General features: G+C 33.7%; 27 protein-coding genes. 5 read left to right on the top strand and 22 right to left on the bottom strand.

The window, feature by feature from the left end; translation table 11 throughout:
- Positions 1-13: 13 nt before the first annotated feature.
- From L6651_RS07575 to L6651_RS07555, 5 genes are all read right to left on the bottom strand, one after another.
- Positions 14-1,372 carry a sodium-dependent transporter gene (locus L6651_RS07575; RefSeq protein ID WP_237037338.1) on the bottom strand — a complete coding sequence of 453 codons (1,359 nt, stop codon included), beginning with the start codon at positions 1,370-1,372 and terminating at the stop codon, positions 14-16.
- Positions 1,373-1,681: 309 nt separating this feature from the next.
- Positions 1,682-3,475, bottom strand: a complete 1,794-nt coding sequence (locus L6651_RS07570) for an ABC transporter ATP-binding protein (RefSeq protein ID WP_237037337.1) — start codon at positions 3,473-3,475, stop codon at positions 1,682-1,684.
- Positions 3,462-3,851 (bottom strand): hotdog domain-containing protein, encoded by a 390-nt coding sequence (locus L6651_RS07565; RefSeq protein WP_237037336.1) that lies wholly within the window; start codon positions 3,849-3,851, stop codon positions 3,462-3,464. The genes L6651_RS07570 and L6651_RS07565 overlap by 14 nt, the downstream gene beginning before the upstream one ends.
- Positions 3,852-3,926: 75 nt before the next feature.
- On the bottom strand, positions 3,927-5,777 hold the full coding sequence (gene ftsH / locus L6651_RS07560; RefSeq protein ID WP_416389103.1) for an ATP-dependent zinc metalloprotease FtsH: 1,851 nt from the start codon (positions 5,775-5,777) through the stop codon (positions 3,927-3,929).
- Between the two features lie 68 nt (positions 5,778-5,845).
- Complete coding sequence (locus L6651_RS07555) at positions 5,846-6,289, bottom strand: MarR family winged helix-turn-helix transcriptional regulator (RefSeq protein WP_237037334.1); 444 nt, start codon at positions 6,287-6,289, stop codon at positions 5,846-5,848.
- Between the two features lie 393 nt (positions 6,290-6,682).
- Here L6651_RS07555 and L6651_RS07550 point away from each other — a divergent pair, with 393 nt between their 5' ends.
- A complete protein-coding gene (locus L6651_RS07550; protein ID WP_237037333.1) occupies positions 6,683-7,597 on the top strand; it encodes a GH25 family lysozyme in 915 nt (304 codons plus the stop codon).
- Positions 7,598-7,636: 39 nt separating this feature from the next.
- Here the strand turns inward: L6651_RS07550 and L6651_RS07545 are convergent, their stop codons facing one another.
- Complete coding sequence (locus L6651_RS07545; RefSeq protein ID WP_237037332.1) at positions 7,637-8,512, bottom strand: YitT family protein; 876 nt, start codon at positions 8,510-8,512, stop codon at positions 7,637-7,639.
- A gap of 159 nt (positions 8,513-8,671) precedes the next feature.
- On the opposite strand from L6651_RS07545, the gene L6651_RS07540 reads away from it, so the two are divergent.
- From L6651_RS07540 to L6651_RS07530, 3 genes are all read left to right on the top strand, one after another.
- Positions 8,672-9,754, top strand: coding sequence for a DNA polymerase IV (locus tag L6651_RS07540; RefSeq protein WP_237037331.1), 1,083 nt, complete (start codon positions 8,672-8,674; stop codon positions 9,752-9,754).
- Between the two features lie 129 nt (positions 9,755-9,883).
- The gene (locus L6651_RS07535; protein ID WP_237037330.1) at positions 9,884-10,564 is read left to right on the top strand and encodes a YitT family protein; all 681 of its coding nucleotides are present in this window, start codon (positions 9,884-9,886) and stop codon (positions 10,562-10,564) included.
- A gap of 94 nt (positions 10,565-10,658) precedes the next feature.
- Positions 10,659-11,690, top strand: a complete 1,032-nt coding sequence (locus L6651_RS07530) for a M42 family metallopeptidase (RefSeq protein WP_237037329.1) — start codon at positions 10,659-10,661, stop codon at positions 11,688-11,690.
- Between the two features lie 188 nt (positions 11,691-11,878).
- Here the strand turns inward: L6651_RS07530 and L6651_RS07525 are convergent, their stop codons facing one another.
- The 5 genes from L6651_RS07525 to L6651_RS07505 all read right to left on the bottom strand — a co-directional run bounded on the left by L6651_RS07525 (position 11,879) and on the right by L6651_RS07505 (position 15,829).
- Complete coding sequence (locus L6651_RS07525; RefSeq protein ID WP_237037328.1) at positions 11,879-12,421, bottom strand: hemerythrin domain-containing protein; 543 nt, start codon at positions 12,419-12,421, stop codon at positions 11,879-11,881.
- 1 nt (position 12,422) lies between these two features.
- Positions 12,423-12,623, bottom strand: coding sequence for a DUF1858 domain-containing protein (locus tag L6651_RS07520; protein ID WP_237037327.1), 201 nt, complete (start codon positions 12,621-12,623; stop codon positions 12,423-12,425).
- A gap of 82 nt (positions 12,624-12,705) precedes the next feature.
- On the bottom strand, positions 12,706-14,337 hold the full coding sequence (gene hcp, locus L6651_RS07515; protein ID WP_255784744.1) for a hydroxylamine reductase: 1,632 nt from the start codon (positions 14,335-14,337) through the stop codon (positions 12,706-12,708).
- A 64-nt stretch (positions 14,338-14,401) separates the two neighbouring features.
- Entirely contained in the window at positions 14,402-15,055 is a 654-nt protein-coding gene (locus L6651_RS07510; RefSeq protein WP_237037326.1) for a Crp/Fnr family transcriptional regulator, read from the bottom strand.
- A gap of 6 nt (positions 15,056-15,061) precedes the next feature.
- The gene (locus L6651_RS07505) at positions 15,062-15,829 is read right to left on the bottom strand and encodes an SDR family NAD(P)-dependent oxidoreductase (RefSeq protein WP_237037325.1); all 768 of its coding nucleotides are present in this window, start codon (positions 15,827-15,829) and stop codon (positions 15,062-15,064) included.
- 191 nt (positions 15,830-16,020) lie between these two features.
- Here L6651_RS07505 and L6651_RS07500 point away from each other — a divergent pair, with 191 nt between their 5' ends.
- Entirely contained in the window at positions 16,021-17,601 is a 1,581-nt protein-coding gene (locus tag L6651_RS07500) for an ABC transporter transmembrane domain-containing protein (RefSeq protein ID WP_237037324.1), read from the top strand.
- Positions 17,602-17,626: 25 nt separating this feature from the next.
- Here L6651_RS07500 and L6651_RS07495 read toward each other — a convergent pair whose 3' ends face one another.
- The 11 genes from L6651_RS07495 to L6651_RS07445 all read right to left on the bottom strand — a co-directional run bounded on the left by L6651_RS07495 (position 17,627) and on the right by L6651_RS07445 (position 24,941).
- Positions 17,627-18,400, bottom strand: coding sequence for a hypothetical protein (locus tag L6651_RS07495; protein WP_237037323.1), 774 nt, complete (start codon positions 18,398-18,400; stop codon positions 17,627-17,629).
- A complete protein-coding gene (locus L6651_RS07490) occupies positions 18,390-19,226 on the bottom strand; it encodes an ABC transporter permease (protein ID WP_237037322.1) in 837 nt (278 codons plus the stop codon). The genes L6651_RS07495 and L6651_RS07490 overlap by 11 nt, the downstream gene beginning before the upstream one ends.
- A 1-nt stretch (position 19,227) precedes the next feature.
- On the bottom strand, positions 19,228-19,776 hold the full coding sequence (locus L6651_RS07485; protein ID WP_237037321.1) for a hypothetical protein: 549 nt from the start codon (positions 19,774-19,776) through the stop codon (positions 19,228-19,230).
- Entirely contained in the window at positions 19,773-20,399 is a 627-nt protein-coding gene (locus tag L6651_RS07480; protein WP_237037320.1) for an ABC transporter ATP-binding protein, read from the bottom strand. The genes L6651_RS07485 and L6651_RS07480 overlap by 4 nt, the downstream gene beginning before the upstream one ends.
- Entirely contained in the window at positions 20,396-21,166 is a 771-nt protein-coding gene (locus tag L6651_RS07475; protein ID WP_237037319.1) for a hypothetical protein, read from the bottom strand. Before L6651_RS07475 ends, L6651_RS07480 begins: the two co-directional genes overlap by 4 nt.
- A gap of 16 nt (positions 21,167-21,182) precedes the next feature.
- Positions 21,183-21,845, bottom strand: coding sequence for a hypothetical protein (locus L6651_RS07470; RefSeq protein WP_237037318.1), 663 nt, complete (start codon positions 21,843-21,845; stop codon positions 21,183-21,185).
- Complete coding sequence (locus tag L6651_RS07465; protein WP_237037317.1) at positions 21,835-22,497, bottom strand: hypothetical protein; 663 nt, start codon at positions 22,495-22,497, stop codon at positions 21,835-21,837. The genes L6651_RS07470 and L6651_RS07465 overlap by 11 nt, the downstream gene beginning before the upstream one ends.
- A gap of 19 nt (positions 22,498-22,516) precedes the next feature.
- The gene (locus L6651_RS07460) at positions 22,517-23,470 is read right to left on the bottom strand and encodes an NAD(P)-dependent oxidoreductase (protein ID WP_237037316.1); all 954 of its coding nucleotides are present in this window, start codon (positions 23,468-23,470) and stop codon (positions 22,517-22,519) included.
- 154 nt (positions 23,471-23,624) lie between these two features.
- A complete protein-coding gene (locus L6651_RS07455; protein ID WP_237037315.1) occupies positions 23,625-24,008 on the bottom strand; it encodes an ATP cone domain-containing protein in 384 nt (127 codons plus the stop codon).
- Between the two features lie 236 nt (positions 24,009-24,244).
- Entirely contained in the window at positions 24,245-24,487 is a 243-nt protein-coding gene (locus L6651_RS07450; protein WP_237037314.1) for a hypothetical protein, read from the bottom strand.
- A gap of 22 nt (positions 24,488-24,509) precedes the next feature.
- Complete coding sequence (locus L6651_RS07445; RefSeq protein ID WP_237037313.1) at positions 24,510-24,941, bottom strand: hypothetical protein; 432 nt, start codon at positions 24,939-24,941, stop codon at positions 24,510-24,512.
- Positions 24,942-25,164: the final 223 nt, after the last annotated feature.

The following is a 25,164-nucleotide window of genomic DNA, read 5'->3' as shown; positions in this document are numbered from 1 at the left end:
TGCTTCGAGTTTTTTATTTTATTAATCCATTGTTTGCAATGAATAAAACTACAATCATTACAGGTATTACAAATCTTACTGAAAAGTATATAAAGTCTGTAAGTTTTGACTTGTCAACGCCAAATTCAGTAATCTCGTCAACAAAGTCGCCCTTCTTGTAAAACCATCCTATAAATAGCACTTCTAAAAACGCAGATATTAGAAGGAATATATTTGCAGTTATATAGTCAAGGAAGTCAAAAATATTTTTACCAAATAGTGTAAAATCTCCAAGGTGACTTCCCATTGAAAGACTTGATAGCACACAGATTATACATATTAATCCTCCTGATAATAGGGTTGCTGTGGATCTCTTAAGGCCCTTGCTATCAATTAAATAGGAAACTACAACTTCAAGTAGTGAAATTGTTGATGTAAGTGCTGCAAAGGAAAGTAACATAAAGAATAATGTTCCAAACACTCTTCCTCCAACCATTCCACCAAACACATTTGGTAATGAAATGAACACAAGTCCTGGCCCTTGAGATGGCTCAAGTCCAAAGGAAAATACCGCCGGGAATATTACAAGTCCTGAAAGTATTGCTATTACAGTGTCCATAGCTGCAATCTTCAAAGCTATCTTGCTAAGATTTTCATCCTTTGGTGTATATGAACCAAATGTAATAACTATTCCCATACCTAGGCTAAGTGAATAAAAGGCATGGCCCATTGCAACAAGTATTGCGTCTTTCTTTTCAAAAAATAAATTAAAATCAGGCTTTATAAGAAATTCTATTCCCTTATATGCTCCAGGTAATGTTAGAGATCTTACAGCAAGTATAACTAAAATACATGCAAGTATTGGCAGTAATATCTTTGACGCTCTTTCAATTCCCTCTTCAACTCCCTTGTAAACAATAAACATTGTGGCAGCCATAAATATAAATGTGTACACAATTGGTTCAAGGCCTGCTGAAACAAAATTTTGGAATAGAGATGTTGTCTGCTGTGGTGTAATTGAACTGGTAAATACATTTGTGGCTGAATTTACGATGTATTTTAAAGTCCACCCCGCAACAACACTATAGTATCCAAGTATTATAAAGGCTGCAATTATTCCAAGAAGCCCTGACAAATACCACTTTGTATTTGGCGCAATCTTTTTAAAACTCTTTGATGCATCCTCTCCACCTCTTCTACCTATGGCCATCTCTGTAACCATTAGTGGAATACCTATTAGCATAACCATTAGTAGGTAGACAATCAAAAACGCCGCTCCACCATATTCTCCCAGTATATAGGGGAATCTCCATATATTTCCAACTCCAACCGCGGAGCCAGCGGTTGCCATCATCATCCCTACGGATGAACTAAATCCCTGTCTCTTTTTCATAGCTTTCTCCTCATAATAATAATTACGAATAATTTTAAACTATTTTTTATTATTTTGCAAGTCTTTTTCCGTAAATTTTCTAATTTTAATTAATATTTATCCTTTTTTCCTCTGCCGCTTTGTCACAAAGTCTTTAATATCCATTATTTTATACATTATCCTTAATTGCATATTATATTAAAACCCACCCTTAGCCATCGTTTTCATCAAGTTGCTTTTCTATTCTTTTTTTGAGTATTTATTCACCATTTATACATCTTTGACTTTTTCTTTTAAAATAAAAAACTGACCCTTTGGGCCAGCCTTTTTCTATTTGAAATTTTCCAAGTCCATTGTATCAAGTGACTTTCCACCCTGTGTATAGAGATTGTAGTAATAACCCTTCTTCTCCATAAGTTCACTGTGATTTCCCTGTTCCACAATGCCATCTTCTGTAAGCACAATAATCTTATCTGCATTTTGAACAGTAGTAAGTCTGTGGGCAATGGTTAGTGTGGTTCTTCCCTTTGACAACTTCTCCAGTGAGTCCTGTATAATCTTTTCACTCTTGTTGTCTAAGGCAGAAGTTGCCTCGTCCAGTATTAGAATTGGTGGGTTTTTCAAAAACACCCTTGCAATTGAAATTCTTTGCTTTTGTCCACCGGAAAGTTTAACTCCCCTTTCACCTACATAGGTTTCAAAACCTTCAGGAAGTTCCATTATAAAGTCATAGGCTCCTGCAAGTTTTGCAGCTTCTATTACCTCTTCCTTTGATGAACCTGGCGCTCCGTATTCAATGTTGTCAAACACTGTTCCAGAGAATAGATACACATCCTGTTGTACCATTCCAATCTTTTCTCTAAGGCTCTTAAGTGTAAAGTCTTTTATATTTCGGCCATCAAGGGTTATCTTGCCATCGGTTACATCATAGAACCTTGGAATAAGATTACATATGGTGGTCTTTCCTCCACCGGAAGGGCCTACCAGCGCAACATTGGTGTGATGTTCCACTGTCATATTTAAGTCCTTTAAAATGTATTCATCATTGTCGTGATATTTAAAAGATACATCATCAAGTACTATGTCGCCATTAACTTCTTTAAGTTCAACGGCTCCTTCCTCGTCAAATATTTCGATGTCAGTTTGCATAAGTTCTGAAAATCTTTCGATTCCAGTCATTCCTCTTTGGAATTGTTCCGTAAACTCTATTATTCTTCTAACTGTAGTAAGCAGAGTAGTTACAAATAGTACATATGCCACAAGGTCCCCTGGATCGATTGAACCTTTCATCATTAGGTATCCACCAAGGATTAAAACCGTTAGGTACATTAGCCCTTCAAATATTCTTGTAACTGCATTAAAGCCTGCCATCTGTTTGTAGGACTCTTTCTTGATTTGTAAGAACTCTCTATTACCCTTATCGAACTTTCTAGTTTCTTCCTCTTCATTCGTAAATGATTTTACAACTCTTACTCCAAGTAAACTATCTTCCACTTGTGAGTTTATTTCTCCAATATGATTTCTCTGTGCTTTAAAGGCCTTTCTCATCTTCTTTCTAAAGGTGGTTGTGGCAACTATCATTATTGGAATAAGCGCAAAGATAATAATTGTAAGAGGAACATTTATCCTAACTAAGATAATAAATGAAATTATCATCTTTATTGCGGCTATAAAGTACTCTTCAGGACAGTGGTGGGCAAACTCCGTAACATCAAAGAGGTCATTTGTAATCCTCGCCATAATTTGTCCGATTTTTGCATCATTAAAGTATGAGTCGGACAATTTGTGAAGATGATCAAAGAGATCCTTTCTCATGTCAGTTTCAATTCTTGCACCCATAATATGTCCCGTTCTTTGCATGTAGTAGCCAGCAAAGACTTCGATGGTCTTAATAACCAAAAATAAAAATCCTAATTTTAATAAAATTCCCATGGTTAGGGAAGCCCTATCTTCAAGCCCCATATTTGTCATGTACCTTAGTATAAGTGGTAGTACAATTTCACTTACCGTAGTAAGGGATGCACAAAACAAGTCAAAAAATAAAATATTTCTATAAGGTTTGAAGTATGGAGCGAATATACTTATTAGTTCTCTATTTGAATGAACTTTATTATTCTTCCTCAATATTACCTCCTAATTTTAATTTGTCTTTATCAATCTTCTTTGGTCTAAAGTTTTCGTCAACACTTACCATTGTAAAAACACCTGTAGATGCGGTTACTCCTCTCTCCTTAATTACATTTGTAACTTCAACGGTAATGGAACTGTTTCCTATCTTCAAAATAGTTCCCGTAGAGACAATGTGTTCGCCATGATAAGCGGAGTTTTTAAAGACCACTTCCTTACAGGCAACTGTAACCGTCTCACCGTCAATATAGTGTTTTGAAACATAGCCCGCAGTTTGATCCATAATTTTAAAACCTTCTCCACCATGGAGAAAGTCATAATAGTTTAACATTTCTTTTGTTACTTCTACTTCATAAGTTTCTCTATAAGTCATAAAATCACCACAATTAATAATATCACTTTTGTTATTTTATAGCAAAGCAACAAAAAAGAGGGTCGCCCCTCTTCTTTACTCTTCATTATTTTCTTGTTCAAAATCTTTTTCTACTTCATTTTCATTTTGAACTTCTTCTGCTTCGCCATCTTTTCTATTTAAGATTTCCATAAACTCTTCTCCAGTTATGGTTTCCTTTTTCAATAGATACTTAGATATCTCATGAAGCTTGTCTATATTTTCTTCAAGAATTGAAATAGCCTTAGCTTGGGCATCCTTTATAATCTTTTCAATCATATTGTCAACCTGTGCCGCCTTTTCAGGTGATGCTGTACTTGAAGTTGTTCCATCCAAGTATTGGTTTGTTCTAGTTTCAAGTGCAACCATACCAAACTCTTCAGTCATACCATATTGTGTTATCATGGCACGGGCAAGTTTTGTAGCTCTTTCAATGTCGTTTGAAGCTCCCGTTGTCTTTGTATTAAACACCACTTCCTCTGCAGAACGACCACCTGTTAGTGTAACTATTTCGTTAAATATATCTTCCTTTGACATTAGGAATTTTTCTTCCTGTTCAACTTGCATAGTGTAACCAAGTGCTCCCGAAGTTCTCGGAATAATGGTTATCTTTGTAACCGGCGCTTGATGGGTCTGAGTTGCAGCAACCAGTGCATGACCAACTTCGTGATATGCAATAAGTTCCTTTTCTCGTGGTGATATAACCATGCCCTTCTTTTGCTGTCCCGCTATTACAACTTCTACAGATTCTGTAAGTTCCACTTGAGAAACCTTAGCTTTGCTATGTTTAACTGCAAGTAGTGCAGATTCATTTATAATATTGGCAAGCTGTGCACCAGATGCTCCGGCAGTCATTAGGGCGATTTGTCTATAATCCACATCCTCTTCTGCCTTAATCTTTCTTGCGTGAACCTTTAATATGGCTTCACGTCCTGCAAGGTCTGGAAGTTCCACTGGAACACGTCTGTCAAAACGTCCCGGTCTTGTAAGGGCAGGGTCAAGTATCTCTGGCCTATTTGTGGCAGCTAAAATTACCACTCCAGTGTTTCCTTCAAAACCGTCCATTTCGTTTAGTAACTGATTAAGGGTTTGTTCCCTTTCATCATTACCACCAACTCCATGGGTGTCCCTTCTCTTACCAATGGCGTCAATTTCATCTATAAATACAATACAAGGTGCTTTTTCCTTTGCTTGCTTAAAAAGATCTCTAACTTTTGAAGCACCCATCCCAACAAATAATTCTACAAACTCTGAACCGGACATGGAGAAAAATGGCACATTAGCTTCTCCTGCCACCGCTTGGGCAAGTAAAGTCTTACCTGTCCCTGGAGGTCCTACAAGTAGTACCCCCTTTGGAAGCACCGCCCCGATTTCAGTATATTTTTTTGGATCATGCAAAAAGTCTACTATCTCTAAAAGATCTTCCTTCGCCTCGTCCTGTCCTGCCACGTCTGTAAATCTCTTTCCCGGCTTGGACTGAACGTAAATTTTTGCATTACTCTTTCCAAAGCTCATGGAGTTTCCGCCCATCTTCTTGGTCAAGAACCTTGAGAAGAGCATAATAAGCCCCAAGAACACTAAAATTTGTAATATATAAGGTATGATAACCTTAGTAAATATATTTGAACCTTCTGATTTCCAAGAGACTCCTCCCACTTCCTTCATCTTAGGGATAAGATCTTTATCGTATCCGAAGTTTGTGTATGGCGTCCTATATCTTCTTTCAGTACCATCCTTGTCCTTTGCAGTAAACTCCAGTGGGTCACTTAACTCCACATAGCTTACCTGTCCCTTTTCAAGCATGGTCCAAAACTTATCGTAGGTCACTTCACTTACTGCGCCTTTTGAAAACATAGGAAGTATTGCAGAAAATATCAAGCTCCATACAATAAGTCCAAGTAAAATCATAGTGATGGAATTGGGTCTAAAATCGTTAGGAAATTTTGAATTCCCTTTTTTCATCCACTCACCTTCCTCTAGTTTCTACTAAGAAGATCTAAACTATCATTAAGTTCTGTTAGCACTTCTACAAGTTCTTTGTACTTAGCTTCATTCATAGAACCTAATTTGTCATGAAGTTTGCTTCTTAATTCATCTCCAATTTCTTTTATTATTTCATTTCCCTTTTTACTTGTTTCAACATGAACAACTCTTTCGTCTTCCAAAGATCTTGTTCTTTGTAAGAAACCTTCTTTTTCAAGTCCCTTACACATATTAGAAATATTTCCGCCTGCAACGCCTAAAGAGTTACCAAGTTCTCCTATTGTTGCATTTTCTAATCTTGAAACTTCAATAAGTACTTTAAGTTTCATATTAGTCAATCCATTTGCCGCAGCTATTGGAAGAAGTATAGCATCTATTTTTCTTGCTGCTTCTCTAACTAACTGAGCAGTTTCTGTTCCATAATCTTTCCATTCCATAAAATCACCTTCCATTTGAAAAATTTATTAATGTAGTGGCTTTCAATTAAGATAAAACAGATATATTTTCTCAACCTTTAACACACTATACTATAAATGATATATACCCGTCATAATATTACTTAATCAATTAACATCTATTCCATCAATTAAGATTTTACATAACAAAACTGAAAAAAGTCTTAATTTTTATTTCCTAATTGTAAGCACAAGATTTTATTAATTAAATAATATTTGCAGTTTCTTTAAGTTAAAATGTATATAGCCTTTACTTTCAACTTGCGAGGATAAGTTTTTAATCCATAAATATATTATAACGCGAAATCTTAATAATTAAAATCTTTTTATAGTAAATAAATATCTTTTTTTACATCTATACCTGGAGGTGATTATATGAAATTAGGCGTTGATTTATCCATGTGGAATAGTCCATCGAACTTTGCAAAGGCTAAGGCAAATGGCCTTGATTTTGCAATTCTTAGGGCGGGAAGTGGCAAAACTGTAAAAGATCCTTCCTTTGAAAGAAACTATAACGGCTGCGTTAGTGCGGGACTTGCAAAGGGAGCCTATTGGTATCTTTATGCGAGAGATGTTAGTGGGGCAAGGTATGAAGCAGACAAGTTTTTAAATGCAGTTTCTGGAAAAACTTTTGAATATCCTCTTTATCTTGACCTTGAAGATCCATCACAGTCAAAACTTTCCAGGGTTACTTTAACTGAAATTGCAATTGAGTTTTTGCTAAAGGTTGAAAGTAGTGGCCACTATGTGGGACTTTATTCCATGGGGTCGTGGTTTAGAGAAAAGTTTTTATTAAACCACCGCTACAAAGGCAAAACTTTAAATGACTTTGACTTTTGGGTTGCCCACTGGACCCACAATAAAAATTCCACTTCCAGATATGTAAATTCAAATACTGGAATGTGGCAGTATACAAATAAGGGAAGTTTTGTAGGCATAGGCATGGCGGGACGAGAACTTGATATGAATGTGTGTTTTAGAGATTATCCTAAAATAATAAGAAGTAAAAATCTTAACACCGCAAAGCCCGCTTCAAAACCAAAGGAGATTGTTCTTATTTCAAAGCTTAAGTCTGTGGATGTGTCAAAGTCCATAGAATACTTGAGGGATGTGACAAAAAATAATTTTTATCTAGTGGAGACCATGTCCGGTTACTTCGACTACTCCAAGTTTAAAAATTATAAAATAATTGCCCTTGGTGGAAGTAAGAGCAGTCACAGCTCCTATGTAAATGAGTTTTACGGTGGAAATGACATGGAAGTTTTAGAAAAACTAAAAAGTAAATATTAAAAAAAGGTAGTAGGAGAATTCTCTTACTACCTTTTTTATTTATAATTCTGAAGTATTAAAGCCCTTGCCCCTTACTTCATATGCATCGGTAACTGCCATAAATGCATTTCCATCTGCATGGGCAACTATCTCTTTTACTTGAGCAAGCTGTCTTCTTCCCACAACGGTATAGATTACTTTGTAATTGGTGTGCTTGTAGCCACCGGATCCGTCAAGGAAGGTAACTCCTCTATTAACCTTTTGTATAATCTGTCTTTTTATTTCTTCATATTGGGACGAAATTATCATAACTTGTTTTCTTTCGCCAAGGCCCATCTGAATTCTATCTAACAAATTGTAGCCAACATACATAGCTATAACTGTATATAGTCCCCTATCAAGTGAGAATGCAATACATCCCATGGACACTATGACCATGTTCATGCCAAAAAGTGCATTTCCTATATTTACATTAAAACGTTGTTTAAATATGGCAGCCACTATGTCAAGACCACCTTGAGAGCTTCCATTTTTAAATAGCATTCCCATTCCAATTCCATTTATAGCTCCACCGATTACAGCCACTAAGAAACTGTCATCAAGCAAAAAAGGATTGTTGAATTGGTCAAAGAATAGAAGTGCGCCGGATAAAACAAATGCTGATACCATGGCATATGTGGTAAACTTTTTATTTATTAAAAAATATCCCAATATTACAAGTGGAACATTTAGTACAAACACCGTAATACCTGTTGGTATGTCATATAAAAACTTAAGTAATAGGCCTATACCTCCTACTCCTCCACTCAAAAAACCTTTTTGTTGGAAAAAGTACGTCATTGCAAACGCACAAATAAAATCTCCTATAATGGTTGCGGTTATGGTTCTTGCAAACTCTCTTTTACTTCCAAGAAACTCAGCAACCTTTTCATTCAATTGATTAGAATTGTTCTCCATTTGGATTCGTGATGTAACCTCCTTAGCATCTCTTAGATATATAATAACTTATTTAATGAAATTTTTAAAGATTTAAACAAAGTTTATTCACAAAGGTAAATAATATTTTTTCAATGATATAATGATATTGGTGATTTCATGAGAGATGATTTAAATTTTTTACATATGGACCTGGATGCATTCTTCGCTTCCGTGGAAGAACTAGACAATCCAAAGCTAAAGGGTCACCCCATGGTGGTTGGCGGAAAAAGTGGACGAGGTATAATAACCACTGCAAATTATGAGGCGAGAAAATATGGCCTCCATTCTGCCATGCCCATTTTTATGGCAAAAGAACTTTGCCCCCATGTGATTATCGTTCCAACAAATCATCAAAAGTACAGAAAGAAGAGCGACCAGGTTTTCAAGGTCATGGAGAAATATTCTAATACAATTGAAAAGATGTCCATTGATGAAGCCTGTCTCGACATTAGCCACATTGATGAAGATCCAGTTAAACTTGCAAGGTATATTCAAAGGGATGTGTATAAAGAAACCGGCCTGACCCTTTCCATTGGAATAAGCTACAACAAGTCCCTGGCAAAACTCGCATCGGACTGGAATAAGCCAAAAGGCGTCTTTGTAATAAGAAAAAATATGGTCCCAAGGATACTGGAGGACCTGCCCATTGAAAAAATTGCAGGAATTGGTACAAAGACCAAGGAAAAATTAAATGCCTTTGGAGTTTATAAGGTTAGTGAACTTTTACAGCTGTCCCTTCCCTTTTTAAAGAAAAACTTCGGTAAGCAGGGAGAGGTAATCTATAATAGAATTCGCGGCGTAGACGAAAGAGCCGTTGAAACCACTAGAGTGAGAAAGTCCCTTGGTATAGAAAGAACTTTTCCTAAGGACATAGACAGGGCTTCGGAGCTTGTAAAACTTTTAAAGAGTTTTGCAGAGGAGCTTTCTTTCGATTTGAAAAAGAGAAATATTCTTGGCCACACCATCACCTTGAAAATAAAATTTAATAATTTTGAAACCATAACAAGATCCATGACATTAGATAATCCCACAAATGAATTTAAAGAAATCTACTTAAGAGGCTACTACCTCTTAAGAACAGTGGATATACAAAGGCCAGTTCGTCTACTTGGACTGACCGCTTCAAACCTTACCGATGATGATATAGTTCAGATTAGCCTTTGGGATTTTAATGAATTAAACTCTCCCTATGATAAATAGAGAAAATAATAATACATTTAAATAGCAATTCGCTATTGTGTGGTAAATTAACGAAGTTTTTAAAATATTCACATTTTTTGTCAAATATGATACAATGTTTTCTAGAACATTTCTTATGAGAGGTATGTCATGAAATTCAGAGAGAAAAACGACTTTAAACATTTTATTAAAAACTTTATACTGATGTCACTGGGAACTTTACTTTTCGCAATGAGCGTAAATTTATTCTATGTTCCCTTTAACCTAGTATCCGGTGGAGTGACGGGAGTTGCAGTTATATTAAAACATTTTTTTGGTTTTACAGCTGAATCAACAATCTTTTGGACCACTTTCCCACTAATGGCCATTAGCCTAATCTTACTTGGAAAAAAATATACAATAAACACAATCTATTGTTCATTTTTACTTCCAGCTTTGGTTAAGGCAACAAATGGAATGGCTCCATTTGCTGGATCAAAACTAATGGCGGCAGTACTTGGTGGTATAATGGCAGGCCTTGGACTTGGATTTGTGTTTAGAGCAGGAAGCTCCACAGGAGGAACTGCAATACTTGAACAGTCACTTACAAACTATACAAACATACCACTAAATATTTCTGTTTTACTGATTGATGGATCAATTATATTAGCCGGATTTTTTACATTTGATTTAATGACAGGAATATATTCACTAATCTCATTATTATTTATGCAGGGCTTTGTAGGACTTACTCAAAAGTCAGTTAAGCAAGAATACAAAGTTCAACATAAAAAAGAAAAGGAAATGAAAGAGGACTTCGTTTCTCATAGAAGACTTTCAGAAAAAATATAGTCAATTAACCGTTACTAGCTAACGGTTTTTTTATATCAAAATGTGTATTCTAATATTTTAGGGTATAATATACTTGATAATATAGGAGGGAAATATGGAAAAAATTAAAGACATTGAATTTTTAGAAGAAATCTTAAACACCCCATCACCAAGTGGCGATACCAAAGCAGTTATGGAAATCGTAAGAAAAAAATTTGAAGACTTGGGACTTGAAATCAACTTTTCAAACAAGGGAGCAATGATTGCTACATTAAGGGGAGAAAGTGACGAAAAACAATCTACCTTTGCAGCCCATGTGGACACTTTAGGTCTAATGGTTAAAGAGATTAAAGACAATGGTAGACTTAAGACAACTTTAATTGGCGGTTATGGCTACCCTGCAGTAGAGGGCGAGTACGTTACAATTTCAACTATAGACGGAAAGAAATACACAGGAACTTGTCTACATGAGCACGCTTCCTGCCACGTTTATAGAGACGCAGCTACAGCAGATAGAAATAAAGACACAATGGAAATAAGAATTGACGAAGTTACAAGCTCCCGTGAAGAAACTGAAAATTTAGGAATAAACGTTGGAGACTTTATCTATCTTGATTCAAGAACTGAAATAACAGAATCAGGCTTCGTTAAGTCAAGACACTTAGACGACAAGGCATGTGTATTTATACTTTATAAAGTTGCACAGCACTTAGTAGAAAACAATATTAAGCCAAAACACACAATGAACTTCTTTATCTCTAACTACGAAGAGATAGGTCATGGAGCTTGTGCAGGACTACCAAAGGAAACAGACGAATTTATAGTTGTGGATATGGCAGCTCCTGGCATGGGACAAACTTCTTCAGAATTTGCATGTACAGTATGCCCTAAAGACTCCAGTGGCCCATACGATTTAGAACTAAAAAATAGACTTGTTAAACTTGCAAGGGACAATGACATCGAATATAGAATCGACATCTATCCATACTATGGATCAGACGGTTCAGCGGCACTTAGATCAGGAGAAGATGTAAGAGTTGCACTGATTGGACCGGGAGTTGACGCTTCACATGCCATGGAAAGAACCCACATGGAAGGTATTCAAGCAACAATTGACCTTTGTTTAAAATACATTGAAACAAAATAAAAATATACACTCATCATTTGGTGAGTGTTTTTTTACGCAAATTTTACGAGAAAAGGTTTGCAAAAGCAAAAATATGTGCTAATATATATGTAAGATAATTTTATTTGCCTCCAACAAAAAGATGCCATTGAAATAAAATAGCATCTTTTTTATTTGCAAAAAAAGGACCAAGGTAATCCTCGGTCCAATTATTTAAATATTATCTTTAAAAGTTCTTCCTTCCTTTCGGAAATTTTTTCATCTTCACTAAGTCTTTCTTTAGTTTCCTCTTCAATAAGTTCCTTTGTTCCACATGCTAAATTATTTTCTCCAAATGGATATACTACAGAATTTTCCTTTTCAATATGCATTCTTAAAATATTTACATAGGCCATGGTGTACGAAATAATCTGTAACCTGTCATGCACATCCCCATTTGATTCATATTCATTTAAATGCTTTTCAAGTTCTGTAATATAATGTCTGCCCAGTTGGTGCTCCACAAGCATACCATGTTGAATAAGCTTTTGCGCAGCTCCTCCAAGCTCCTCCACCATATACTTAAAGAGAATATCCTCTTCCTTTTTATGGTGGACCTTGTCTGCATAGTCCCTTATAAACTCTATTGAAGCTTCAAAAAAAGGATAGTCAATAGAAGAACCTTCAAGTATTTTTATACACTCTACTTCAAGCCTGTCAAGAAGTTTTGAAATCTCTTCATGCTCCTTGACAAGCACATCTATACTTTTCATATTACATTTGTGCCGCTTCGTTTAAAGCTTTAACTAATGCGTCAGCATCAACTCCGTGAACCATAGCTGCTTCAGCAATTGATTCAGATTGAGATGCTGGACATCCTAGGCAGTGCATTCCAATTTCCATTAGAACTGGTGCCACTTGTGGATATTCTGCAACAAGTTGACCTATTAACATATCTTTATCTATTTTGCTCATTTTTTGCCTCCTTTATTAATAATTCACCATTATTATATCATTGTTTGTGAGATTTATAAACTTTTCCAACTTCTCATCTCTATTAATTTACCCCAAGTAGGGCTAAATCATCTTCAACATTACTTATCGGTGCTAAATTAAACTTATCCACCAACACCTTAGTTACATTTTCTGATAAAAACGCCGGTAGTGTAGGTCCTAAATGTATATTTTTTACTCCCAGTGATAATAACGCTAGAAGAACTATTACTGCCTTTTGCTCATACCATGCAATATTATATACAATTGGAAGGTCATTTATATCATCTAGGCCAAATACCTCTTTTAGTCTTAGTGCAATTACCGCAAGAGAATATGAGTCGTTACATTGTCCCGCATCAAGAACTCTTGGTATGCCTCCAATATCACCAAGGTTTAATTTATTGTATCTGTACTTGGCACATCCAGCAGTAAGTATTACAGTGTCCTTTGGTAGGGCCTTTGCAAACTCTGTATAGTAGTTTCTTCCCTTTTGTCTACCGTCACATCCTGCCATTACGACAAACTTCTTAATGGCTCCACTCTTAACAGCTTCAACAACCTTGTCTTCAAGCTCCATAACTTGGTTATGAGCAAATCCACCAACTATTTCTCCCTTTTCTATTTCCTTTGGAGGTTCACATCTCTTTGCATGTTCTATTATTTCGCTAAAGTCCTTTTTCTCTCCAACACCACCTTCAATGTGTTTACAGCCCTTAAAGCCCGCAGCTCCAGTAGTGTAGATTCTATCTTTATATTCATCAAGTGGTGGCACTATACAATTTGTTGTAAATAGCACTGGTCCATTAAAGGATTTGAATTCTTCCCTTTGATTCCACCATGATGAACCATAGTTTCCAACAAAATGATCATATTTTTTAAACTTAGGATAGTAGTTAGCTGGTAACATCTCGCTATGAGTATATACGTCAACACCTGTGCCTTCAGTTTGTTCCAAAAGCATTTCCATATCCTTTAAATCATGTCCTGATATAAGTATGGCTGGGTTATTTCTAACGCCGATATTTACCTTGCTTATTTCTGGATTTCCATAACTTGAAGTGTTGGCTTCATCTAATAGAGCCATTCCCTTAACTCCATATTCTCCAGTTTCAACAACGAGGTTAAATAATTCATCAATACTTTTTTCTTCTAGAGTTTCACTTAGCGCTCTTTGAATAAATGAATCTATCTCTTCATTTGTCTTTCCTAGAACTTCTGCGTGTACAGTATATGCACAAAGCCCCTTTAATCCATAGATTACTAGCTCTCTAAGTGATCTTTCATCTTCATCTTCTGTGCTTAAAACTCCAACTTTTTTGGAAATTTCAGCCCAATTATCCCTGTTTAAATCTTCATAGTTTGAAGCTTCACTAAATACTTCTTCACTTAACTCACTCTTAAGAGTCTTTGTAGTCTTAATAGTCTTTTCAATTCTTTCATCGATTGCATCTTCATTAAAATTCGCATTTGTAATAGTTGTAAAAAGATTGTGAGTAACAAGGGAGTTAATCTCTTGAGATACCTTCTTACCTTCAGCCCTAAGAGCTGTGGTTACTTGAGAAAGTCCCTTAGTAAGCCATATAAGTAAGTCTTGCTTATTAGCTACTTCTGGCTTCTTTCCACACACTCCAGATTTTACACATCCTTCATTACAAAAAGTTTCTTGACATTGATAACAAAACATATTATTCATATTCTCCCCTCCTGTTATTGATTTTATCAATTATAAGAAGGCAAGTTCTGTAACAATTGTTACATTAAAAAAGATTTTCTAATTTTTCTTTATTAAGGATTACCTTATTTCCAACCACATCAATAAGACCATCCCTTTTCATATTCATAATCTCTCTAGAAATAGATGGTCTAGTGACACCCAAAAAATCTGCAAGCTCTTCCCTATTAAACTCAAGTTCCAAAGAGGACTCCTTTGAATTACTTAAAAAGAAACGAGACAGCTTTTCCCGTAAAGTCTTTCCCGATTGTATAAGAAGCTTTTGGTTTAAGTAAAAAGCTTTCTGTGACAAAATCAAGAGCATATTGTTAACCACTTTGCTATTCTTAAAATTGTCACTGTTCATAACAAATGCAGTTTTTGGAATGGCTAGTATTGTTGAATCAACATCACAAACGCAGCTGTAGTCATAGGGCCTTTCTGGAAGATAAAGGTAGACTTCCCCAAAAACAGTTCCCGGATTTGAAAACCTATTTACAATGGATCTGTTGCCATTTTCAGATATATTTTCTACAACAACAGAACCCTCTTCTAGTATAAATAAATAGTTTGGAATCTTTCCTTGAGAAAAAACCTCTTCCCCTCTTTTAAGACTTATTCTAAGACCCTTATTTTCTTTTATAAAAGAATCAATTTCTTCTTTTGTTAAATTTTTAAAAAGATCCGAAATATTTGGCATATTTATTTACATTTCAAGTGGTGACTCTGGAAGGATTTGTCCACCATCAACAACAATAGTTTGTCCAGTAATATACTTCGCTTCATCAGATGCTAAAAACATTATTGCATAGGCAATGTCTTCAGGTTCTCCAAGGTATCCCATTGGAATAACCCTCTCTTGGTTTTCAATATATCTTTCTCCAAGTACATTTTCCATTCCCGGAGTCATAATATTTCCAGGTTCCACTCCATTTATTGTAATGTTTTTCTTAGCAAGATCAAGGGCAACTGATTTTATAAATCCATTTACACCAGCCTTTGCAGAAGCATAGTGAACTAGCGAAGAGTTTCCAACTCTATTTCCAGTTATGGATGATGTTACGACAATTCTTCCGCCATCCTTAAGATATTTAACACCTTCTTTAGTATTTAAAAATACTCCCTTTAAATTTATACCAATTACATTATCCCAATCTTCTACAGACATTTCCTCTAAAGATATTTCTGGAAAATATCCCGCATTAAGAAGAATTATATCAATACTTCCCATTTCCTTTTCAGCATATTCATATAGTTTCTTAGTATCTTCTTCACTTGTTACATCAGCCTTAAAAAACTTTGCATTATAACCTTTTTCTTTTAACTCATCTTCAAAGCTCTTTCCACCTTCTTCATCTCTTCCAGTGAAGACTACATTTGCTCCCTCTTTCAAGAAAACTTCTGTAATACCTGCACCGATTCCCTTATTACCACCAGTAATGACTACGTTCTTGTCCTTCATTGAAAATGCCATAATATCCTCCTTTATTTTTTCTTTACTTATTTTCCAACTATTATTTTTATACCCAAATAATGAGAGGTGAGAAGTTAGATATAAGAAATTAAAAGTTAAATAATTTTAAATAAAACACAGATGTCTTTGCCTTTTTATAGCTATTAGTTTACAATTACATATGTAATCGTTTTTTTACAAAAGGAGGCGCAATGAAAAATATAATTAAAAAACACAGAGCCCTATGGCTTCTTACAATCTTTGTGGGAATTTTACTTAAAGCAGCAAACATAGGCGTAGCTTACATATTGGCATCAATTATTGACACCATTACCAAGGGCACTGCAAAGGATTTAAAAAGTATCGGTATATATGCAGTCGTCATATTAGTTTCAATTATTGTTCTTGGTATATTGTATTCATACCTTGGTGGAAAGTTTAGCGAAAAGATACTTACTGACACAAAGGAAAAGTTTTTTAAAAATATCTTCACAAGTCCAATCTACAAGTTTCAAGAGAAAAAGGTTTCGTATTATTACAACACCTTGACTCAAGACCTGGAACAGATTAACACAAACTACCTTTCTTTCACATATGAGATAATAGTTTCCCTTGGTGGACTAATTGTAAGTTTGGCAGCTCTTTTTTATATAAACATAAAAATGTCACTGTTATTCTTAGCCATGATGTTTATAGTATCCCTAGTCCCTAAGCTCTTTGTTGGAATACAAACTAGAGCAGCAGAAAACTTTTCAAATGAGTACGAAAGCTATGTTGAGGAGCTGGACAATATTCTTTCTGGCTTTGAGTCAATCAAACTACTTAATATTACAAAGGCAATTTACAACAAAATTTTATCTAAAGACGCTAAGATGGAAAATGCAAGAATGAATAAAAAGCTTGCAGACTATGGAACCCTATACGCAATTTCAGGAATTTCATTTCTTTCACATATAGGCTGCATGATGATTGGTGCAATCTTTACTATGAAAGGTGAAATCACAACTGGAATGCTTATTGCAGCTGTTCAAATCTTAAACTTTGTCTTTAGCCCCATTAGTGAAATTGCACAATATCGTAATCTTATGAAGTCAAATAAAGTTATTAGAGATAAGCTTGAACCATTTTTAGTTGACATTGATGAAAAGGGAACCGAAATGAGCAAGGGCGAAATTATTCTAAAAGATTATGGTATAAGCTTTGATGAAAAGGAAGTTTTGAAGGATTTAAATTTTAAATTCGAACCAAATAAATCCTATGCAATTATAGGTCCATCTGGATCAGGAAAGTCGGTACTGGCAAAATCACTGGCTGGCTATTACGAAAACTACTTGGGAGATATTTATTATAACGGCACCGAAAAGAGAGATATAAAGCCGTCAAGTTTAAACGAATACGTTCGTTATATTGGAACAAATAGCTTTATCCTAAACGATAACATAAAAGAAAATATCAGAATGTATCGAGATATTCCAGAGAGCGAGGTTAGGAGAGTTGCTAAACTCGTTGGCTTTGATGACTCATTTATAGAAAAAGAAAGCCTTGGAAACGAAGGAAAATATATTTCATCGGGAGAGTACCAAAGAATTGCAATAGCAAGGGCACTTTTGGACAATCCATACTGCCTAATACTGGATGAACCCACTGCAAACCTGGACCCTGTAAATGTGGAGGGAATTACAAAACTTATCGCAGACATCGAAGTTCCAATAAAAATTGTAATCACCCACCACTACACTGACGAATACTTAAATAGCTTTGATGAAGTTATTGACTTTAATAAACTTAAATAGAGACATCTCTCACGAGATGTCTTTTTTAATCCATGTTTTTATCTTTTATTATATTGTTCAAATATCTTTCCTTACCTTTTCTTTCAAATAATTTTGTTACTACTATTATCAAGAGTAGTAAAATCAATTGACTTATTATTGAAACTACAAAACCTTTACTAAATCCAAGTACTGGGAAAATCATTTTTTTCAAAAAGTTCGAACCTAAAATATCAAGAACCATCATCATAAAGCAAAAAACAAATCCCTGATAAAAGTTTCTATTATAAAAATATCCAAGCTTTGTAATAAAACTCACTAGAAAGTTGATTAAAAATATTGCAGTGAAAAATAATGTCACTGTTAAGCCCAAATTATTTGTAGATGGGTTTCCACTTTTCACAAAAAAAGACTCTTCCACATTCCAGTTAATAATATTAGGCGACTCTCCTAATAACTTTACAACTAAAAAAATAGAAATAATTATAATTAGCATATATACGCAGTTCTTTAGAAAAATATTTTTTATTTCCCTTCCAAAAATCTCTTTAAAACTTTTATGTCTTACTATCATAGATTCACTATATAGTTCACGTCTTTCAAGTATCTCTTCCAGAAAAATTGGAAAGAGCATAAAAAATCCAAAAAATGTTGATTCATTATAAATAAAGTTTACAAGGTCCATATAGCAATGGGGTGTTCCTGGATTTGAATAAGGAAGTATCATTGTTGTGTATTTTAAATAGCTCAATATGAATATTACAACAAATAGTAATATACAGGTGGAAAGAAAATATTTCATTTTAAATCTAAACTCCAAGTTTAAGCCTCCTTTTGTTTTCAACAAATGTAAAAACTACAAAAGAGATAATGGAAAGCACTACCACTTCAAGTATTGCAAACTTCAAATTTATCTGACCATTTCCAGTGTTTATATCCTTAGGTGTATAAAGATTTGCTATTCTTAATGAATTTTGAATAACTGATATGGCTTGAGTTAACAAAAATGGTGTAAGTATAGCAATAAATCTGTTGTCACTAAAAGCAGATGTAAGTAGTCCAAAGCTTGAAAAAGTTCCCACATATAGGCTTAATAAGGTTGCAAATAAAAAGTGATGTAACACTGGATGTTCAACAAATAGAAACTTTAAAAACTCTGATGTTTCTTGATCGTAACTATTTCCTGCACCTTCAATAAATGGATGTAGCAGTGGCATTATTGTAATATTTAACATGAAGTTAAAGATGATTATTGTCATTGAAACTACAAAACCAGTTATAAATACATTAATCCACTTTGAAACAAAATAATCTCTTCTATTTGAACGACTTAAAAGATTTTTACTATAACCTGTGACCTTGTCTTCCACATAGGAATCTGCAAATGGTAAAGCTCCAAGTATAACTACAGAATATAAAAAAAGTGTAATTGGAAGTTCCAATGGAGAACTTATTATATTTGAAACGAATAAGTTGTTTGGTGCTTCCAAAGTATATTTTTGATACTCTACACCAAACTCATAGAACTCATTAAGCCCAAAATTAGAATAAAAGTTATATATTGATAGCAAAAAACCAATCCCTATGGCAATCCAAAACTTTTTATTATTAAATGCTCTTTTTAATTCAATCTTAAAAATTTCCATACTATCTCCTTAAAAAAATTCTTTGATACTTGGGATATTTTGCCACTACAATATAATATTTTTCAAGCTCTTCTTCTGATAACTCCCTGCTCTCATGGTAGTCCGTAGTAAATGCCAGAGTAATTTTTGCTTTTGCTTTGCCCTTAAATTGTTGCTTTTCGAATTTGCTATATTCTTCCTCTGAATTATAGTAAAAAAAAAGTTCATAGTTTACACCGTTTACATAACCTCTATCATTTCTAAAAGAACATAATAATGGCGTAAATCCAAGTTCCTTGTCACTCTTGTTCTCTAGTTCAAAATCCACCAATAACACTTTTTCAAAATCTTCATTTTCTTTCATCTCTTCAGGATAATCTTCAAACCTCATGTCTGTAGTCTTGATTATAATATCCTCATTTAAACCAAAAGGAAAAACATCTCCTATTTTGTAGTTTTCATTTATATAATCTGGATATTTTTTGTTTATCCTATAAGCTCCAATAATTACATATAAAAGAAAAAGCGATATTACAATCAGAAGAGTTAATTTTAAGTGCCTCTTTTTCAACTTATAACCCTCCCAAGTTCCATTTTTATTATTTCATCGCTAATCTCTTCAAGCCCTTCCCTGTCATGGGAAGCCACAATAATAACTCTTGAGTCATCTTTTAAATTTAAAATCATATCCTTAAACTTTTCAACAGAAGCTTCATCCAACCCATTGGTAGGTTCATCTAAAATAACAACCTGTGGTCTTTCCAAAATAGCCATCAAGATTCCAACTTTTTGTTTCATACCAAGGGAATATTTTTTTACTTTTAAGTTAGAGTTTGGATCAAGATCAAAGTTAGACATAGCCTTCTTAATTTCCTCATCACTTACAATTTTATTTATACTCATTACCGTCTTTAAATTTTCAAAACCAGAAATTTCCGGTAGAAGCCCTGGGTGTTCAATCAGTATGCCTGCACTCTTAGGAAAATCTCTGTCAACACCAATAACTTCTCCAAAGACTTCAACCTCGCCTTCATTTAATGATAGCAATCCTGAAATTGCTCTCATAAGCATAGTTTTTCCTGAACCATTTTTCCCTTGTATTCCATATATCTTGCCTGGTTCAAATATTAAGTTCACATCATCAAGAACTTTGTTTTCTCCAAACTTTTTTGTTACATTTACTATTTTAATCATCTAAACACTCCCAAATAGTCTCTATGTTTTTCTTTAAATTTAATTGTCAAAGTGGCTATTAAACAAATAGCTACAAATAACAATAAATATACCCCTGTGGATAAAGAGTAAAAATATCTCCTTATCATCATTCCATTTATCAGTAAAAAAGATTTTCCAGTAAATAGACCTGTTATCATAATAAGATTTATTATTAAAAATGCTATCTTGCTATCTGTGAAATAGGATAAAATCTGTAATAAAGATCCAAATATCAATATGCCAAGAACTGAACACATAATTGTTTTATATAGAACAACATCCTTATATAGCTCCACAGGAAAATATTCTTCACTAAAATAATTTATCTCTTCAAAGTTTTGTATAAATCTTCCTATGGTTTCTTTAAAAATAAAAATACATCCTAAAAATAAAATCATAGAAAATAGCACTTTAAGTAATAACGATACAAATTTCATAATTTGAAACTTAAACTTTCCCTTTTCAAATAATAATTTTGTCTCAAGTACATTAAGTTCGTCACTACAGTCTCGGCCTACAAGAAAAAGTATATATGAGTGTAACAAAAACCATATATATGGCAACTCAAAAATTTGAGAACCACCTGGTTCGAACAAATCCATTCCCTCATAAAAATAAAAGTAATAGTCCCTTAACTCTCCACCACTTATAGAAGAAAATTTCAAAACTATTACTATGGCAAGAATTACTAAGGGCATAAATTGTTTTAAATTGTTTTTTAAATTATTTTTTAGTAATTGCTTCATCTCTTATTCCCGACAATTATTTGTCTATATTAAAATAAAAATATTCTACTTGATATTCTACTTGATCTTCTTCCTTATCTTTAACTTTTTCCCTTAGAGGTAGTCGAATCTGATAACTTAATTCACTATTCTTTGCTTTTTCAAAATCTTCATCAGAAGATACAAATCCTATGGATATATCTTTAACTTCTCCTGGTTTCATTTTATACAAAAATGGACTGTGAATTAAATCTTCTTCATTTAGCTCAGTTGCAACCTTTTTCCACTCAGAATATTCTTCTCCTTTTAAATAGCTGAATAAATTTAACTCTTCTTCTTGATCCCCTTTGTTTTTAATAGTAAAATCCATGCGAATAATATTATATCCATCTTTTAAGTTCCCGTTTTCTAAAAATTCTTCATCATCTTTATTGGGACTTTTCATATTGGACAAATCCTTTGTAACTTCAACACCGTCTAAAGTTACATCTAAATATCTTCCAACTATTGTATTTTTAATCCCATATTTTTCTCCACTTGTAAATCCAGATAGACCTTCATTGTCCTTGATTTTCAAAGTTTTTCCACCTACTTCAACCTTGTTAAGAGAAGTTCCTCCTCCAGTTAATATATACGCAAGTGATAGTATTACTAAAATTAATATGGTTATAAGAATTAGTGTTTTCTTTTTATTTAACATAATTTTCCTCCAATTTAAAAACTATTTTCTCACCTTGGTCATATTTATATTTTTCCTCTAATGGCAAATATAAATTAAAAGTCGCATTTGAACCATAAAACTTGTTTATTTCTGATTCTGGAAATATATATGCCATATAGTAGTCTTTACTTTCATTAGGCGGAAATTTTATTAAAGCTGGTTGATTGGGTAATTCTTTATTTACTTCACTTTGTAAAACCAAGTATGAGTTAGCCCCTTTTAATTTTAATTTATCTCTTAGCTTTAACTCATCACTGAAGTATATTTCTTCAGTCACATCACTCTTACTATCAACCTTAAAGCGTAACTTAATCACCTTATATCCTTCTTCAAGTCTTCCATCTATAACATGGTCCATCTCTCCTCCAGGAACTTTTAGATTGGAAATATCTGATGTAACCGAAACATCTTGTAGTGTTACATCCAAGTATCTACCTGTAATTTTTTCTCCAATACCAAACTTTTTTCCTGTAGAGAATACGGAATTACCCTGAACTTCGTTATAAGTTAAAGTTTCATCTCCGATGTGAATCTTTTTAAACATAAATGAACCTTCAGTCTTAATATAGAAAAAGCAAATGATAATAAAAAGAATCCAAAATAAAAAATCTCTAGCCTCTTCTCTTTTCATAAGTCTTTTTCTCCATTACCTATGAAACCACATTCATTGGATTATTATTCAAGAATCCAACAATATTGTCTACAGTAATCTCTGCTCTACTTATCATGGCCTCTTCTGTAAAGTAACCTATATGTGGAGTTACCAAAACATTTTTGGAATTTATTACTGGATCATTTTCTAAAAGAGGTGGCTCTTTATCAAACACATCTATTCCAGCTCCTGCAATCACATCATTATTAAGTGCATTTTTTAACGCTTCGTTTTCCACAACTTGACCCCTTGCACAGTTAATGAAGACTGCGTCTTCCTTCATTAAATTAAATTCCTTTTCCCCAATAAGTCTTTCCGTGGTTTTATTATAAGGTAGGTGAACCGTTACAACATCTGAACTTTTTAAAAGTTCTTCAAGACTTACATACTTTCCGCCTAAATCTAAAACCTCTTTGTTTTCACTATTTGAATATGCAAGAATATCACAACCAAAGGCATGAAATAGTTTTGCAGTTTCAGAACCAATTGCCCCAGTTCCTATAACACCAACAACTTTTCCCTTAAGCTCTCTAAATCTATATCCAGCTTTTGTCTTAAGGTCCCTTGTTTTTTCATCCATTGCAATTATATTTCTATATAGTTCAAGGGCCATCCCAACGGAAAGTTCCGCCACGGCAGTATTTGCATATCCGGAAGCATTTGAAACAAGAATGTTTTTTTCCTTACAAGCTTCCATATCCACATGGTCAAAGCCAGTAAATGCAACTGCAATCATCTTTAAATTCTTCGCACTTTTTATAACATCTTCCCTAAGAGGGCTATTTGCAATAACTAGGATGTCAGTGTCCTTTACCCTTTCAATTTGTTCCTTTTCGTCTTTTGCAAGATGATCATAAATTTCTAATGTATGTCCACTTTCAGTAAGCTTTTTAAAAATATCTTTTAATATATCCTCTTTAACAGCAAGAGGTTCTAAAATTGTTATCTTCATAATGCCTCCTTGAAAATTTTTCTATCGTTATAATAATAGTATCATATTTTTATTTGAAAAAATGGGCAAAAATTAATTGTTGAAATGTTGTTGATTTTGGATTAACTGTAGAAATTACCTAGAAAAAGAAAAAAGCCTTCATTTGAAGACTTTTTTACTTTTTATTATATTGATTAAGTACTTTATTATATCCGTTTTCTTCTAGAGCCTCTTTCACATAGCCTCTAATTTCTTTTGTTGGGTAGACATTTCTCCTTATGGATTTCATTTTTTTAAGAACATCTTCTGTAATAAGTGAAATATCTCCTTTTGTCATTCCTGCTCCCGCTTCATCTGATGTGGATGCAATGGAATTATAAATCTTTTCTTTGTCGAAGGCTTCTACATTACCTTGTTTTTTTAGAACCCATTCTCCTTCATCGCCAAACATCTTGTCTAGAACGTCTATTTTTAATTCTTCTAGTATGGATGAAACTTCGTTTGGGCTAACTTTGTTTCCTTCGAAGTATTCTAATAATATTTTTGTTAAGTCTTTCATACTCTCCTCCTTATTTATATATACCACGCTATTTCAATTTTAATCAAGTCGAGCACTTCAAGCACTCAGTTTTTGACTAAAGTTTATTGTTCCTATAATATTTGCTCTAATGATAATTATAAATTCATTTACAGTGGGCTGAGTGCTCGACTCGACTTGACTCACTTAACTAGACTCGAGAAATAAAATGACCAAACACCATCAAAGTTTTAGTGTTTGGTCTTCATTTTACTTAATTATACGTCTTCTCCTTTTAAGGAATCTAAAAAACTTTCTACATTTTCTTCTTTTCCTTCAATTAAGTATTTAATAAAGTTTAAGATTTTTTCCATAGCATATATTGTGAACAGTGCTATTACTAACTCTTCCATTCCTGCACGAGTAGGGAATGCTTTGTAAAAAACCTTATAGTAGTTAAGTAGTAGCAATACCGAAAGCAGTATTGACAGTAAATGAAATAATATTTTTGACTTTTTCATAGCTTCTCCTATTTAAATATAGTTATTTATTTTCTGTTTCTTTTACTCCTGGGTCGTTTATATAAATTTTTCCTTTATATTCTATTTCGCCCTTTTCGTTTACTTTGATTATCTCTTCTAGTTCATCTGCTTTTATTTGATTATTTTCTTTGTCGTAAACTGGGTTTAAGTACTCTCTTTCGTTTAAAAAAAATTCCGGCCCTGATTCTGATTTGCTTTTCTTTTGCTTATACATTTCATTTTCAACCATTTCACTTATTATTAATTTGTCTTCTTTAAGCATAATGGCGTTTGCTATGGATCCACTAAAGTATTCTTTGTCTTCCGGTGTAAAGAGATGCACATAGTCTTTGTTTGCAAAGTTCTTTTTGTAACCACCGTCTTTTCCGCATGATACTAGGAATATTGAAACAAAGCATAGCAGTATTACAATTATTCTGTTTTGTTTTTTCATAGTAGCCTCCTTTATGTTTTATTTAAATTTATATTATTATATCATAGCTTTGTTTTTTTACAAAACGTTTTCATTGATTGTCTTGTAAGTTTGTAAATATTTTCTCGTGCTGGGCTGTTGTACAGAAGTGAGAAATAAGAAATTAGAGGTTGGAAATTTGTGTGTTCGCAAAAAACCAAGTCGAGCACTTCGAGCACTCAACCCACTATTTAAAAATAAATGT

Origin of the sequence: Mediannikoviicoccus vaginalis, assembly GCF_928097925.1 — a bacterium.
GTDB lineage: Bacteria > Bacillota > Clostridia > Tissierellales > Peptoniphilaceae > Mediannikoviicoccus > Mediannikoviicoccus vaginalis.
Note: the sequence above shows the minus strand (reverse complement) of the source record. Positions and strands in the feature narration are given on the sequence as shown.

Coding starts and splice junctions, on each gene's coding strand:
- L6651_RS07575 (WP_237037338.1), bottom strand. CDS start 1,372: ATGAAAAAGAGACAGGGATTTAGTTCATCCGTAGGGATGATGATGGCA.
- L6651_RS07565 (WP_237037336.1), bottom strand. CDS start 3,851: ATGACTTATAGAGAAACTTATGAAGTAGAAGTAACAAAAGAAATGTTA.
- ftsH (WP_416389103.1), bottom strand. CDS start 5,777: ATGATTTTACTTGGACTTATTGTATGGAGCTTGATATTTTCTGCAATA.
- L6651_RS07555 (WP_237037334.1), bottom strand. CDS start 6,289: ATGGAATGGAAAGATTATGGAACAGAAACTGCTCAGTTAGTTAGAGAA.
- L6651_RS07550 (WP_237037333.1), top strand. CDS start 6,683: ATGAAATTAGGCGTTGATTTATCCATGTGGAATAGTCCATCGAACTTT.
- L6651_RS07540 (WP_237037331.1), top strand. CDS start 8,672: ATGAGAGATGATTTAAATTTTTTACATATGGACCTGGATGCATTCTTC.
- L6651_RS07535 (WP_237037330.1), top strand. CDS start 9,884: ATGAAATTCAGAGAGAAAAACGACTTTAAACATTTTATTAAAAACTTT.
- L6651_RS07530 (WP_237037329.1), top strand. CDS start 10,659: ATGGAAAAAATTAAAGACATTGAATTTTTAGAAGAAATCTTAAACACC.
- L6651_RS07525 (WP_237037328.1), bottom strand. CDS start 12,421: ATGAAAAGTATAGATGTGCTTGTCAAGGAGCATGAAGAGATTTCAAAA.
- L6651_RS07520 (WP_237037327.1), bottom strand. CDS start 12,623: ATGAGCAAAATAGATAAAGATATGTTAATAGGTCAACTTGTTGCAGAA.
- hcp (WP_255784744.1), bottom strand. CDS start 14,337: ATGAATAATATGTTTTGTTATCAATGTCAAGAAACTTTTTGTAATGAA.
- L6651_RS07510 (WP_237037326.1), bottom strand. CDS start 15,055: ATGCCAAATATTTCGGATCTTTTTAAAAATTTAACAAAAGAAGAAATT.
- L6651_RS07505 (WP_237037325.1), bottom strand. CDS start 15,829: ATGGCATTTTCAATGAAGGACAAGAACGTAGTCATTACTGGTGGTAAT.
- L6651_RS07500 (WP_237037324.1), top strand. CDS start 16,021: ATGAAAAATATAATTAAAAAACACAGAGCCCTATGGCTTCTTACAATC.
- L6651_RS07490 (WP_237037322.1), bottom strand. CDS start 19,226: ATGGAAATTTTTAAGATTGAATTAAAAAGAGCATTTAATAATAAAAAG.
- L6651_RS07480 (WP_237037320.1), bottom strand. CDS start 20,399: ATGATTAAAATAGTAAATGTAACAAAAAAGTTTGGAGAAAACAAAGTT.
- L6651_RS07475 (WP_237037319.1), bottom strand. CDS start 21,166: ATGAAGCAATTACTAAAAAATAATTTAAAAAACAATTTAAAACAATTT.
- L6651_RS07470 (WP_237037318.1), bottom strand. CDS start 21,845: ATGTTAAATAAAAAGAAAACACTAATTCTTATAACCATATTAATTTTA.
- L6651_RS07465 (WP_237037317.1), bottom strand. CDS start 22,497: ATGAAAAGAGAAGAGGCTAGAGATTTTTTATTTTGGATTCTTTTTATT.
- L6651_RS07460 (WP_237037316.1), bottom strand. CDS start 23,470: ATGAAGATAACAATTTTAGAACCTCTTGCTGTTAAAGAGGATATATTA.
- L6651_RS07455 (WP_237037315.1), bottom strand. CDS start 24,008: ATGAAAGACTTAACAAAAATATTATTAGAATACTTCGAAGGAAACAAA.
- L6651_RS07450 (WP_237037314.1), bottom strand. CDS start 24,487: ATGAAAAAGTCAAAAATATTATTTCATTTACTGTCAATACTGCTTTCG.
- L6651_RS07445 (WP_237037313.1), bottom strand. CDS start 24,941: ATGAAAAAACAAAACAGAATAATTGTAATACTGCTATGCTTTGTTTCA.